Origin of the sequence: Cupriavidus sp. UBA2010, assembly GCF_002335265.1 — a bacterium.
Taxonomy (GTDB): Bacteria; Pseudomonadota; Gammaproteobacteria; order Burkholderiales; family Burkholderiaceae; genus Cupriavidus; species Cupriavidus metallidurans.
In genome coordinates this window covers 1-13,563 of sequence record NZ_DDCI01000022.1, presented here as the reverse complement: position 1 = coordinate 13,563, position 13,563 = coordinate 1, and the positions used below count along the sequence as shown (strand labels likewise).

The window sequence follows — 13,563 nt, the reverse complement described above, 5'->3', positions numbered from 1 at the left end:
CAGCAATGCCCGCCGTCCGAGTTAGTTCCCTGACACGGAGCAGGGTTATTCTCCTGCCCCGTTCCCCGCGTTGACTCGTGTCAATCGCGATACAGTTCTTCTTCCCCATGATTGGAACATCTGTCGCGCGCCGCGCTCCATGCACGGTGCCGCAGCACAGCATTCCCCACTCGCTAATGAAAAATCATGAAAGCGAAATCATGGATGTTCCCTGCACTGGCGGCCATGCCGCTTTTCTTCTGGAGTGCACACGGTAGTGCCCAGACGGCGCCGACTCAGAATCCCGAGCCGAAGCTGACTGCGGAAGAATTCAACCACGCCCGGCAGATCTATTTCGAACGGTGCGCAGGCTGCCATGGCGTGCTGCGCAAGGGCGCCACGGGCAAACCGCTGACACCCGACATCACGCGTGCCCGCGGCACCGAATACCTGAAGACGTTCATCAAGTACGGCAGCCCGGCTGGTATGCCCAACTGGGGCACCTCGGGCGATCTCACCGATCCCGAGGTCGATCTGATGGCGCGCTACATCCAGCTCGATCCTCCGACACCCCCGGAATTCTCGCTGGCCGACATCGAAAAATCGCGCAAGGACATCGTGCCCGTGGCCAAGCGGCCAACGCGCAAGATGAACAACTACAACCTGCAGAACCTGTTCTCGGTCACGCTGCGCGATTCCGGTGAGGTCGCGCTGATCGACGGCGACAGCAAGCAGATCATCAATATCGTCAAGACCGGCTACGCGGTGCACATCTCGCGCATGTCGGCGTCCGGGCGCTACCTGTACGTGATCGGCCGCGATGCGCGTCTGAACCTGATCGACCTGTGGCTGCCCAAGCCCGACAACGTCGCGGAAGTAAAGATCGGCCTCGAAGCGCGTTCGGTGGAAACCTCGAAGTACAAAGGCTACGAAGACAAGTACGCCGTGGCCGGCTCGTACTGGCCGCCGCAGTACGTGATCATGGAAGGTGACACGCTCAAGCCGCTGAAGGTAGTGTCCACACGCGGCATGACCGTCGACAACGAGTACCACCCCGAGCCGCGTGTCGCATCGATCGTTGCCAGCCATTTCCGTCCCGAGTTCGTCATCAACGCGAAGGAAACCGGCAAGATCCTGATGGTGGATTATTCGGATCTGAAGAACCTGAAGACCACCACGATCGATTCTGCCAAGTTCCTTCACGACGGTGGTTTCGACTCCACGGGTCGCTACTTCCTGGTGGCCGCGAACGCATCGAACAAGATCGCTGTCGTGGATACCAAGGAAGACAAGCTGGCCGCGCTGGTCGATGTCGGCAAGACCCCGCACCCGGGACGTGGCGCCAACTTCGAGCATCCGAAGTTCGGTCCGGTCTGGGCCACGAGCCATCTCGGCGACGAAACCATCAGCCTGATCGGCACCGACCCCATCAACCATAAGGCGCAGGCCTGGAAGGTGGTGGAAACGCTCAAGGGTCAGGGCGGTGGCTCGCTGTTCATCAAGACCAATCCGAAGTCGCACAACCTGTGGGTGGATACGCCGCTCAATCCCGACGCGAAGCTGAACCAGAGCGTGGCGGTGTTCGATACGCAGAAGCTGGAAGACGGCTACAAGGTGCTGCCGATCGCCGAATGGGCGAACCTGAAGGGCGAAGGCGCGAAGCGTGTGGTGCAGGCCGAGTACAACCAGGCCGGTGATGAAGTCTGGTTCTCGGTCTGGGGTACCAAGGATGGCGAGTCCGCGCTGGTGGTGGTCGATGACAAGACCCGCAAGCTCAAGGCCGTGATCAAGGACCCGCGTCTGATTACCCCGACGGGCAAGTTCAACGCGCACAACACACAACACGACGTCTATTGATCAGCGGAAGGAGAATTCGCATGCATCCGTCTACAGTTATCGCCGCCGTGGCACTTGCTGCCGCGCTGCCGGTTACCGCGCTTGCCAGCCAGGAACTTGCCACAAGCAAGAACTGCATGGCTTGCCACAGCGTCGACAAGAAGCTGGTCGGCCCCGCCTACAAGGACATCGCCGCGAAGTACAAGGGTGACAAGGCGGCTGCTGCGCAGCTTTCTCAAAGCATCCTGAAGGGAAGTAGCGGAAAGTGGGGCCCGATCCCGATGCCGCCCAATCAGGTCAGCGAGGCGGAAGCCAACACGTTGGCCAAGTGGGTGCTAAGCCTCTGATCCATGTTCCGACTCTCCCGCTTCATGGAGGCGCTGCGCGACGGGGGGTCGGTCCCCCCGCCGCGCCGTGCCAGTGGTCCCGTGGTGATCTGGAATCTGGTGCGGCGCTGCAATCTCAATTGCAAGCACTGTTATTCCACATCTGCCGATACGGATTTCAAGGGCGAGCTGTCGACCGGCGAAGTCATGGCCGTGCTCGACCAGCTCAAGGCAGCGCGCGTGCCCGCGCTGATCCTGTCCGGTGGCGAACCGCTGTTGCGGCCGGACCTGTACGAGATCGCCGCGCGTGCGCGCGAACTTGGATTTCATCTCTCCCTGTCGTCGAATGGTACGTTGCTCGACGCGGCACACGCTGCGCGGCTCGCTGCGGCAGGGTTCGACTATGTCGGCGTGAGCCTGGATGGCATCGAAGCCACACACGATCGCTTCCGCCGCATGAATGGCGCCTTTACCCAGGCGATAGCCGGGCTGCGCATCGCGCGCGACGCCGGCCTGCGCGTGGGTGTGCGCATGACGCTGACCGAGGCCAACGCGGCCGAGCTGCCTTCCGTGGTGGCCCTGGCCGAAGCCGAAGGCATCGACAAGTTCTATCTGTCCCACTTCAACTACGCCGGGCGAGGCCGCAGCCATCGCGACGACGACGCGCGCCACGCGGGTACACGCGCGGCGGTCGAGTGGTTGTTCGAGCATGTCTGGGCACGCGCGCAGCAGGGTAGCGCCGGGGACTTCGTCACGGGCAACAACGATGCCGATGGCGTGTTCCTGTTGTACTGGATTGCGCGCCAATGGCCCGAGCGCGTTGCAGACATGCGCGAGCGACTGGTCAACTGGGGCGGCAATGCCACGGGTGTCGGCGTGGCCAATATCGACAACCTCGGCAATGTCCACCCGGACACGATGTGGTGGCAACTCTCCCTTGGCAACGTGCGCGAGCGCCCGTTCGGCGAGATCTGGGCCGACCGCAGCCATCCGCTGATGCGTGGCCTGGCCGCCAGGCCGAGACCGTTGCAGGGCCGATGCGCGACCTGCCTGCATCGTGACATCTGCAACGGCAACACGCGCGCACGGGCCTACGCGGTCAGCGGCAATCCGTGGGCGCAGGACCCAGGCTGCTATCTCTCAGACGCGGAGATCAGTGCGCAGCCCAATCTGGAGACAATGACATGAAGCACGCGATTCTCTGGACGTGCATGTTTGCTTCATTCGCCGCCAGCGCGGAGACGACTATCGATCCCGCCAGCATCTACAGCAGTCACTGTGCGGCGTGCCATGGCGCCGATCGTCTGGGCGGCATGGGCCCGGCGCTGTTGCCGGAAAGCCTGGAGCGGCTGCGGCCCGACGACTTGCTCGACGTGCTGCGCAACGGTCGTCCGGCCACGCAGATGCAAGGCTTCTCCAAAGAACTCGGAGATGCCACGATCAAGCAGATGGCAACCTGGCTGCGCTCCGCACCCGCGGCCACGCCGCGCTGGGAGCAGGCGGACATCGAGGCATCGCGCATCGTCTATCACGCACCCGGCACGCTGCCGGACCGGCCCGTTTTCAGCGCAGATCCTTCCAACCTGTTTCTGGTCGTCGAGGCCGGGACGCATCACGTCAGCGTGCTCGACGGCGACAAACTCGAACCGATTCACCGATTCACCACCCGGTTCGCGCTGCACGGCGGGCCGAAGTTCAGCAGCGACGGACGCTATGTGTACATGGCGAGCCGCGATGGCTGGGTCAGCAAGTACGACCTCTGGAACCTGAAGCTCGTGGCCGAGATCCGCGCCGGCATGAATACGCGCAATCTAGCGGTCAGTGAAGATGGCGAGTGGGTGATGGTCGGCAATACGTTGCCCCAGACGCTGGTGCTGCTGCGCGCGTCGGACCTGTCGCTGCAGCGCATCTATCCGGTTACGGGCGCGGGTGGCAAGTCCTCGCGCGTTTCAGCCGTTTACGACGCCGCGCCGCGAGGGTCGTTCATCGTCGCGCTGCGCGATATTCCCGAGGTCTGGGAGATCCCATACACCGGCAAGAAGACGTTCGAGCCACGCGTGATCGAACTCACGGACGTGCTCGACGACTTCTTCTTCGATCAGCCGTATCGCCACATTCTTGGCGCCTCGCGCACGGCCACGGGTCAGGTGATCGATCTCGACGCGGGCCGGAAGGTGGCAGACCTCGCGCTGACCGGCATGCCACATCTTGGTAGCGGTATTACGTGGAAGCGCAACGGCCGCGAAGTCATGGCATCCCCGAACCTGAAGCAGGGCGCGATCAGCGTGATCGACATGCAGTCCTGGAAGACCGTGGCGACGATCCCGACCAATGGGCCGGGCTTCTTCCTGCGTAGCCACGAAGCCACGCCATACGCATGGGCCGACGCGATGATGAGTCCGAAGCGCGACACATTGCAGGTGATCGACAAGCAGACACTCGCCATCGTTGGCAGTGTCACGCCGTCTCCGGGACGCACCGCGGCGCACGTGGAGTTCACCCGTGATGGTCGATATGCGCTGGTCAGCCTGATGGAAGCCGATGGGGCGATCGTCGTCTACGACGCCAGGACGCTGAAGGAAGTCAAGCGACTGCCGATGGACAAGCCGATCGGCAAGTACAACGTATTCAACAAGACTACGCGCTCGTCTGGCACGAGCCATTGAGGAGTACCAACATGCAAACGACCGGAAAGGTCTGGCTGGTTGGGGTGGGCCCGGGCGATCCGGAACTCGCCACCATGAAGGCAGTCAGGGCGCTGCGTGAAGCAGATGTCTGGCTAGTGGACGATCTCGTGCCAGAGGCCATGCTGTGCTATGCGAACCCTGGGACGCAAATTATCTCCGTCGGCAAGCGTGGCGGCCGCTGTTCGGTGAGTCAGTCCAGCATTCACGAGCAGGCGCTCGAGCACGCGCTGGCCGGCCGGTGTGTGGCGCGTGTCAAGGGCGGCGACCCATTGTTGTTCGGTCGCGGCGGCGAGGAAGCCGAGTTCCTGCGTGGGCACGGCATCGAAGTGGAAATCGTCAACGGCATCAGCAGCGGCATGGCGGCTGCGCAGGCGCTTGGCATTGCGCTGACCCATCGTCAGCATTGCCACGGTGTGACCTTCGTTACCGCGCATACGCGTGACGATGGCGATCCCGACTGGGCCGCATTGGTCGGCAGCCGGACGACGCTCGTCATCTACATGGGGATGAGCCGTCTTGCCGCCATTCGCGACGCCTTGCTGCAAGCGGGTATGCGGTCGGAAATGCCGGTTGCGGTGGTGATGCATGCTAGCCGTGGGGATGAGAAGCGTTGGGTTGGCAGCCTGGCCACACTGACCGAGGCTGCGGATGCCGGGCTTGCCAGCCCGGCGGTCATTCTGGTTGGGGAAGTCGTCGACATCCCCAACCCTGGTTCATTGACGGACCAGCACGCCTTCGGCGACCTTGCCGCTGGGCTGTCGACCGAACAGCCCGAGCACGACCTGCAGCGAGAACGACAGCGCGCCCACCAGGAAGACCACGTCACCGAAGGTACGCACCCAGCGTAGCGTTTGCAGGAGTGGCTGCTGCATGAAGGCCTCGCTCCGTGCATACCACAGGCCTTCACTTGCACTGGCGATGAACTGGATGATACCCACCGGCAACAGGCTGGTGGCGATCATCAGAACCAGACCACCATTCATTCCCCAGAACGCAATCGACATCAGGCGCGGGTTCAGCGTGTAGTTGGGCCTGACATAGCGCAGTACCAGCAGCGTGAAGCCAAGCGCCAGGAAGCCGTAGACCCCGAACAGTGCAGCGTGTGCGTGCACGGCGGTGGTATTGAGACCTTGCACGAAGTACAGCGTGATCGGCGGGTTGATCATGAAGCCGAACACACCGGCGCCCAGCATGTTCCAGAACGCCACAGCGGTGAAGAACATCAGCGGCCAGCGCAGATTGGCCATCCAGGGCGCGCGTTCCTTCAGGCGCCAGTTTTCCCATGCCTCATGACCGAGCACGATCAGCGGCACGACTTCCAGCGCGCTGAAGCTCGCGCCGACGGCCATCACAGGCGTCGTGGTGCCAGCGAAGTAGAGATGGTGGAACGTACCAGGGATACCGCCGAGCATGAACAACGAGGCCGACGCGAGGCTGGCCGTCGTGGCCATCGGACGCGATACCAGGCCCAGCGTGGAGAAGATGAATGCCAGTGCGGTGGTGGCGAACACTTCGAAGAAGCCTTCCACCCACAGATGGACGACCCACCAGCGCCAGTATTCCATCACCGACAGGCTGGTGCGCTCGCCGTAGAACAGGCCGGCGCCGTAGAACAGGCCGATGGCCACCACCGACGACGTCAGCAGCGCCAGCAGGTTCTTGTCACCGCCGCGCGCGCGCAGGGCGGGGGCAATGCCTCGCATCATCAGCACGAGCCAGATCACGATGCCAGCGAACTTGCCGATCTGCCAGAGTCGACCCAGATCCACATACTCATAGCCTTGATGGCCGAGCCAGAAGTTCAGGTTGGGCGGCATTTTCTGCGCGATCGCCAGGTAGTTGCCGGCAAAGGAGCCGACCACCACGACCACGAGCGCCCAGAACAGGATGTCGACACCGAGCTTCTGATACTTCGGGTCCTTCCCGCCGTTGATCAGCGGAGCCAGGAACAGGCCGGCAGCCAGGAATCCGGTGGCGATCCAGAACAGCGCGCTCTGGATGTGCCAGGTGCGCGTCAGCGTGTACGGGAACCACTGCGAAACATCGATGCCGTAGAACTTCTGCCCTTCCACCGTGTAGTGCGCGGTGAAGCCGCCGATCAGCACCTGGAAGGCGAACAGCGCCACCACCAGGAACAGGTACTTGCCGAGCGCGCGTTGCGAAGGCGTCAGGGCGAAGGTGGTCAGCGGGTCGCGTGCCGGTGCGGCAGGCAGGGGTTCTTCCTTGCCACGCAGGAAGGCCCAGGCCCATACCAGCAGACCCACGCCGGCCAGCAGGATCACCACGCTCGCGATCGACCAGACGATGTTCTCCGCAGTGGGATGGTTGTCGATCAGCGGCTCGTGCGGCCAGTTGTTGGTGTAGGTGGCGGTGTGCCCTGGACGATCGGTGGAGGCTGCCCAGGCCGTCCAGAAGAAGAAGTTGGTCAGGCGAGCGCGTCGCTCCGCCGAAGGCAGCGGGTTTTCCTTCATCGCGAAGCTCTCCCGGCTCTTGTGCAGCTCGGGCGCATCGGAGAACAGGCGGCTGTAGTAATCGGCCGTCTTGGCAATCGCCTTCGCGCGGCGGTCGGACACGGTCAGCGCCTGGCTGGCAGGGTCGAACTGATTGCTGCGGTACTCGGACTTGAGCTGCGCGCGCAAGGCGGCCTGCGCGGGCGCGTCCAGCGCGGCGTAATCCTTGCCGTACTGGTCACGCGCGGCCAGGTCGAGCCATGCGGTCAGTTCGCGGTGCAGCCAGTCGGCCGTCCAGTCCGGCGCCTGGTAGGCGCCGTGGCCCCAGATGGAGCCAAGCTGCATACCACCGACGGACTGCCATGCGGTTTGACCGTCAAGGATCTCGTCACCGGTGAAAAGCGTGGCGCCGTCCGAGGTGATGACCTTGGCCGGAATGGGCGGCGCCTGCCGATAGACCTCGGCACCGTAGTAGCCGAGTAAGGAAAAGGTGACCGCCAGCACGGCGATCAACAAGAACCATAGTTTCTTGTAGGGGCCCACGATGAATTGCTCCTTCTTGATGTCGCAATGAATACCGCTTCATCTATGCGATTCGCGTGCCTGATAAGAGTCCTAAAAGATTCAACGGGTTGGCGTTGGGCGCGGTAATATTCACCGTGGCCGTTTAGGGTGTTTTTGACTATCTAGGGTTGTTTTGACCATGATCAGCGATGTGCTTCTTGCGGACCTTTGCGCCGACTTTCCCCAGGCCGTGCGTCTGCAGCGCCTGGTAGGGTGCTTGCGTTCGCATTTCCACTGCGGAGCGGTGGCGATCCTGCGCCTGGAAGAGGACCACCTGCGTCCGATCGCGGTGGATGGGCTGGTGCGCGATGCACTTGGACGGCGGTTCTCCGTGGGCCTTCATCCCCGGCTTGCGGCGATCCTGGCGCGGCGTGGCGTCACATGCTTCCACCATGACAGTGCGTTGCCCGATCCATACGACGGGTTGATCGACGAGCACGTGGGCGAGCCGCTGCCCGTCCACGACTGCATGGGCATCAGCCTCCAGAGCGAAGGCAAGCCGTGGGGCGTGGTGACGCTGGATGCCCTGGAAGTCGGGACGTTTACCGCGTCGGCCCAGGCGGAACTGGGCCAGCTGACGGCGCTGATCGAGGCATCGATCCGCACCTCGAGGCTGGAGGGCGAGATCCGCGCGCTACGCATGGGCCGCGCGGTGGGCGCCGCCGGGGAGACGGTGCGCGACGACGGCGAGGTCATCGGCGAAATCATCGGAGAGAGCGAGGCAATCGCGCAGCTCATGCACGAGATCGGCGTGGTGGCGGATTCTGAACTGCCGGTGCTGCTGCTCGGCGAGACCGGCGTTGGCAAGGAGTTGTTCGCGCACCGGCTGCACCGGCTGTCACGCCGCCGGGACCGCCCGCTGATTCACGTGAACTGCGCCGCACTGCCTGAATCCCTGGCCGAAAGCGAACTGTTCGGCCATGTGCGCGGCGCCTTCACGGGTGCGACGGGCGAGCGCCCTGGGCGCTTCGAGGCCGCCGACGGTGGCACGCTGTTCCTTGACGAGGTGGGGGAGCTGCCGCTGGCCATCCAGGCCAAGCTGCTCCGCACGCTGCAGAACGGCGAGATCCAGCGCCTGGGATCCGATCGGCCGCGCCGCGTAGACGTGCGCGTGATCGCGGCGACCAACCGCAACCTGCGCGAGCATGTGCGCGACGGCTCGTTCCGCGCCGACCTGTATCACCGGCTCTCGGTCTATCCCATTCCGATTCCGCCGCTGCGCGAACGCGGCAATGACGTGCTGCTGCTGGCGGGACGATTCCTGGAACTCAACCGGGCGCGGCTGGGCCTGCGCAGCCTGCGCCTGTCCGTCGCGGCGCAGGATGCGCTACGCCGATACACGTGGCCGGGCAACGTGCGCGAGCTGGAGCATGTGATCAGCCGGGCCGCGCTGAAGCTGCTCAGCCGGGGCGCCAGCCGCAAGGACATCATTACGCTCGACACCGATTTGCTGGATCTGGATGGGGTTGTCGCGCCAGCCGATGCCGCCGCCGATGCGGCGCCGTTTATGTCGGCGCCGGCCACCAGCTTGCGCGAGGCGGTGGAGGCCTGCCAGAGCCGGTGCATCGAGCAGGCCCTGGAGGCCCAGTGCGGGAATTGGGCCCAGGCCGCGCGGCAGCTTGGCATGGATGCCAGCAATCTGCACAAGCTGGCCCGCCGGCTCGGCGTCAAGCGCGACGAGCCGGGCGGCAGCAAGAGTGCGGCAAGAACGCGCTAGGACGCTCAGGCGCGGCAGTACCTTAGCGCGGACGAAGGTCGACGATGCGCCGGGCCTTGCCGACGGAGCGCTCGACACCGCCTTCGGCAAGGATCTCGATGCCCGCCGTCACGCCGATATAGGACTTGATGTCGTGCGCGAGCTGCGATTCGGCCTGCCGCGCGGTGGCCGGGTCTGCCCCATGCGCACACTCCACGCGCACGATCAGCGTATCGAGCGGGCCATCCTTGTTCAGCACGCATTGGTAGTGAGGCGCGAGTTCCGCATGTTTGAGGATCAATTCCTCGATCTGCGACGGGAATACGTTCACGCCACGCACGATCATCATGTCGTCGGTGCGGCCGGTGATCTTCTCCATCCGGCGGAATGCGGCACGCGCGCTGCCCGGCATCAGGCGCGTAAGGTCGCGGGTGCGATAGCGGATGACCGGCATCGCTTCCTTCGTCAGCGAGGTGAAGACTAGTTCGCCGAACTCGCCGTCCGGCAGGACTTCGCCCGTATCGGGGTCGATGATCTCGGGGTAGAAGTGATCTTCCCAGATCGTCGGGCCGTCCTTGGTCTCGGCACATTCATTGGCGACGCCCGGGCCCATCACTTCGGACAAGCCATAGATATCGACCGCCGAGATGCCCATCCGCTTCTCGATCGCCAGACGCATTTCGGGCGTCCACGGCTCCGCGCCAAATATGCCGATCTTCAACGATGTGGAGGCCGGGTCGACACCTTGGCGCTCAAGCTCGTCGGCGATCGCCAGCATGTAGCTCGGCGTCACCATGATGACCTCGGGCTTGAAGTCCTGGATCAGTTGCACCTGCCGCTCGGTTTGGCCACCGCCAAAGGGAATGGCAGTGAGGCCTGCCTTCTCCACGCCGTAATGCGCGCCGAGTCCACCGGTGAACAGGCCATAGCCGTAGCTGATGTGCACCTTGTCGCCGCGCCGGGCGCCTGAGGCGCGGATCGAACGTGCCATGACCGTGGCCCAGGTGTCGATGTCGCCAAGGGTGTAGCCCACCACCGTGGGTTTGCCGGTGGTGCCCGACGAGGCATGGATGCGCGCGATCTTGTCCTGCGGCACCGCGAACATGCCGAACGGGTAGTTGTCGCGCAGGTCCTTCTTGGTCGTGAACGGAAAGCGGGCCAGATCGGCCAGCGATCGCACTTGGTCGGGATGCACGCCAGCCTCGTCGAACTTGCGCCGGTACACCGGCGAATGATCATAGGCGTGGCGGAGGGACCATCTCAGACGATCGAGCTGCAGGGCCTGGAGCTCCTGTCGGCTGGCGGTCTCGATCGGCTCCAGGGGCAGATCGGTCAGGCGCGTAATCATGAATGTCTCCGTTTTCGGATCGGTGGCGCTACGTTGGCGCTGGCTTCTGCTTGTTTCCTGCGGTCTTGCTGCGTGGCTGTCTTTCCGCGCGTGTCAGGACTCCGCGGGTGGCACCACATGCCCCTTGATCTGGGCCGACTTGCCACGGAACATCGCCACGGGTTCGCCGGCGCGGTTGGTCACGCGGATGTCGTAGATGCCATGGCGGCCGGACAGGACCTGCTCGACTGCTTCGGCTGTCAGTACATCGCCGCCATGCACTGGGCGCAGGAATTCGATCGAGCAGCCCGACGCCACCGTATTGATGTTGTGGCTGTTGCAGGCGAATGCGAACGTCGAATCGGCCAGAGTGAACATCAGTCCACCATGGCAGATGCCATGGCCGTTCAGGAACTCGGGGCGGATCGGCATCGATATGCGGGCATAGCCGGGGCGGACCGCTTCCAGGACCATGCCGAGCCAGCGGCTGCAGGCATCGGACTCGTACATGGCGTGGGCGGCCGCTTCGGCAAGCGCTTGAGGATCTTGCGTCAAGCGGGTCTCCTTTGGCGTTGGCGGGAATGCTGTCAGGCGCCGGTGAATCGGGGCGCGCGTTTTTCGAGGAAGGCGTTCACGCCCTCGTTGTAGTCGTGCGATTGGCCAAGCTCGCGCTGCAGGTCGCGCTCCAGATCGAGTTGGGCGTCGTAGGTGTTGGTCGCGCTGGCGTGTATGGCTTGCTTGATCGCCGCCAGGGCGCGCGTGGGCTGCGCGGACAGATGCGTGGCCAGCGCCATGGCCTGCTCGGCCAGCAGTGGGTCGTCCATCACTTCCCAGACCAGACCCCATTTCTCGGCCTCTTCGGCGCTGAGCTTGTCGCCCGTCATGGCCAGGCCAAGCGCGCGGGCCATGCCTACCCGCTTGGGCAGCAGCCACGTGCCGCCCGAGTCGGGCAACAGTCCGATCTTCACGAAGGCTTGGATGAAGCTGGCCGACCGGGCCGCGAGCACGATGTCGCAGGCGAAGGCCAGGTTCGCCCCCGCGCCCGCTGCCGTGCCGTTTACGGCGGCGATGACCGGCAGGGGCAGTGCTTGCAGGCGTCGCACGAGCGGGTTGAACCACGCATTGATGAGTTCGCCAAGGTCGGTGGCATGGCCGGGGGTGAAATCGAGGTCGGCCAGATCCTGCCCGGCGCAGAAGCCACGCCCCGAACCGGTCAGCAATAGCGCGCGGGCACCGCCTGTCTCGACATGGTCGAGCGCGGTGACCAGTGCCCGATGCATGTCGCGTGTGAAGCTGTTGAGCTTGTCGGGGCGGTTGAGCGTGACGACGGCCACATCACCCTGCCAGTGCAGCAGGATCGGGCCGGAATCGAGGCTTGCGCGCGCAGTTGCCTGCGCTTGGGATGGGGGCATGGTTGTCTCCTGCGCCATATTGTTCTCCTGGTTGGTAGTGGATCTGATGCCACGATGCGATGCACGGCCATTGTAGTGAGGACGCGATCGCTTTAAATTAACCGACCAGTCGGTCGGCAAATAGTAGACGGGATGGTGGCAGGGCGCAAGAGGCTGGTGTGCTTGACCAGCTGGGCGCAAGCACGCCAGTATCGTCCCCGCTGACACTCGACAAATAGAACCCAACCGCATTGCAAGGAGCAGACATGTCGTACGAGAACATCCTGGTGGAGACGCGAGGCCGCGTTGGTCTGGTGACGCTGAACCGGCCCAAAGCGCTCAACGCGCTCAATGACGCGCTGATGGACGAACTGGGTGCGGCGCTGACGGCATTCGACCAGGACGAGGCAATCGGCTGCATCGTCATCACGGGGAGCGAGCGCGCCTTCGCCGCAGGGGCGGATATCAGCATGATGGCGAAGTACTCCTATATGGATGTCTACAAGGGCGACTACATCACCCGTAACTGGGAGACGATCCGGCGCATCCGCAAACCGGTGATCGCCGCCGTGGCCGGCTATGCGCTGGGCGGTGGTTGCGAGCTGGCGATGATGTGCGACATTGTGATTGCCGCCGACAGCGCGAAGTTCGGCCAGCCGGAGGTGAAGCTCGGCACGATGCCCGGCGCCGGCGGCACGCAACGACTGCCGCGTGCCGTCTCCAAGGCCAAGGCGATGGACATGTGCCTGACCGCGCGCATGATGGATGTAACCGAGGCCGAGCGCGCCGGGCTGGTTTCCCGGATCGTCCCGGCGGACAAGCTGGTGGACGAAGCCGTGGCCGCGGCCGAGACCATCGCCGGTTACTCGCTGCCGGTTGTCATGATGATCAAGGAGTCGGTGAACGCTGCCTATGAGACGACTCTGAATGAAGGGGTTCACTTTGAGCGCCGACTGTTCCACTCGACCTTCGCCACCGAGGACCAGAAGGAGGGCATGGCAGCGTTTGTGGAGAAACGGGCACCCAATTTCCAGAATCGGTGACCGTGGACTAGGGAATACCCGAGGATAATCAAGGGTTATTAAATGGGCCGGAAAGTTATTTCCGGCCCATTTTTTCTTTACGATCAATGACTTGCCGAGTGCAGGCCGAATTCTTGATCACGGTAACGTGACATTGGTGTTGCAAAGCCCGGTGAACCGGCCTAATATTCGCCCCCTCGCAACACGAAACGCACTGCAAACGCAGCAGCGACAAGGGTTGTGGGGCGGCAGTGGGTTGGAGTTGCGAAGGGATGCAGCGCTGAC

General features: G+C 63.7%; 10 protein-coding genes and 1 pseudogene. 7 read left to right on the top strand and 4 right to left on the bottom strand.

Annotated features, from left to right (window positions below; genetic code table 11):
- Positions 1-186 precede the first annotated feature (186 nt).
- The 5 genes and pseudogenes from B2246_RS16900 to cobA all read left to right on the top strand — a co-directional run.
- On the top strand, positions 187-1,836 hold the full coding sequence (locus B2246_RS16900) for a nitrite reductase (protein ID WP_035881135.1): 1,650 nt from the start codon (positions 187-189) through the stop codon (positions 1,834-1,836).
- 20 nt (positions 1,837-1,856) lie between these two features.
- Positions 1,857-2,162 carry a c-type cytochrome gene (locus B2246_RS16895; RefSeq protein WP_035881136.1) on the top strand — a complete coding sequence of 102 codons (306 nt, stop codon included), beginning with the start codon at positions 1,857-1,859 and terminating at the stop codon, positions 2,160-2,162.
- A 3-nt stretch (positions 2,163-2,165) separates the two neighbouring features.
- Entirely contained in the window at positions 2,166-3,329 is a 1,164-nt protein-coding gene (gene nirJ, locus B2246_RS16890) for a heme d1 biosynthesis radical SAM protein NirJ (protein WP_035881137.1), read from the top strand.
- The gene (locus tag B2246_RS16885; RefSeq protein WP_008647574.1) at positions 3,326-4,807 is read left to right on the top strand and encodes a nitrite reductase; all 1,482 of its coding nucleotides are present in this window, start codon (positions 3,326-3,328) and stop codon (positions 4,805-4,807) included. The genes nirJ and B2246_RS16885 overlap by 4 nt, the downstream gene beginning before the upstream one ends.
- 11 nt (positions 4,808-4,818) lie before the next feature.
- A pseudogene (gene cobA / locus B2246_RS16880) lies at positions 4,819-5,523 on the top strand (uroporphyrinogen-III C-methyltransferase); the annotation flags it as partial.
- An 18-nt stretch (positions 5,524-5,541) separates the two neighbouring features.
- Here the strand turns inward: cobA and B2246_RS16875 are convergent.
- Positions 5,542-7,821 carry a nitric-oxide reductase large subunit gene (locus B2246_RS16875; RefSeq protein WP_035881138.1) on the bottom strand — a complete coding sequence of 760 codons (2,280 nt, stop codon included), beginning with the start codon at positions 7,819-7,821 and terminating at the stop codon, positions 5,542-5,544.
- 160 nt (positions 7,822-7,981) lie between these two features.
- Between B2246_RS16875 and norR the strand changes: the two genes are divergently transcribed.
- Positions 7,982-9,559 (top strand): nitric oxide reductase transcriptional regulator NorR, encoded by a 1,578-nt coding sequence (norR, locus tag B2246_RS16870; protein WP_008647564.1) that lies wholly within the window; start codon positions 7,982-7,984, stop codon positions 9,557-9,559.
- A 22-nt stretch (positions 9,560-9,581) separates the two neighbouring features.
- On the opposite strand, the gene paaK is transcribed toward norR, so the two are convergent.
- The 3 genes from paaK to paaG all read right to left on the bottom strand — a co-directional run bounded on the left by paaK (position 9,582) and on the right by paaG (position 12,295).
- A complete protein-coding gene (gene paaK / locus B2246_RS16865; protein ID WP_008647562.1) occupies positions 9,582-10,886 on the bottom strand; it encodes a phenylacetate--CoA ligase PaaK in 1,305 nt (434 codons plus the stop codon).
- 93 nt (positions 10,887-10,979) lie between these two features.
- On the bottom strand, positions 10,980-11,420 hold the full coding sequence (gene paaI, locus B2246_RS16860) for a hydroxyphenylacetyl-CoA thioesterase PaaI (RefSeq protein WP_008647561.1): 441 nt from the start codon (positions 11,418-11,420) through the stop codon (positions 10,980-10,982).
- A gap of 32 nt (positions 11,421-11,452) precedes the next feature.
- Positions 11,453-12,295 (bottom strand): 2-(1,2-epoxy-1,2-dihydrophenyl)acetyl-CoA isomerase PaaG, encoded by an 843-nt coding sequence (gene paaG / locus B2246_RS16855; RefSeq protein WP_008647559.1) that lies wholly within the window; start codon positions 12,293-12,295, stop codon positions 11,453-11,455.
- A gap of 227 nt (positions 12,296-12,522) precedes the next feature.
- On the opposite strand from paaG, the gene B2246_RS16850 reads away from it, so the two are divergent.
- Entirely contained in the window at positions 12,523-13,299 is a 777-nt protein-coding gene (locus tag B2246_RS16850) for an enoyl-CoA hydratase (RefSeq protein ID WP_017515060.1), read from the top strand.
- Positions 13,300-13,563: the final 264 nt, after the last annotated feature.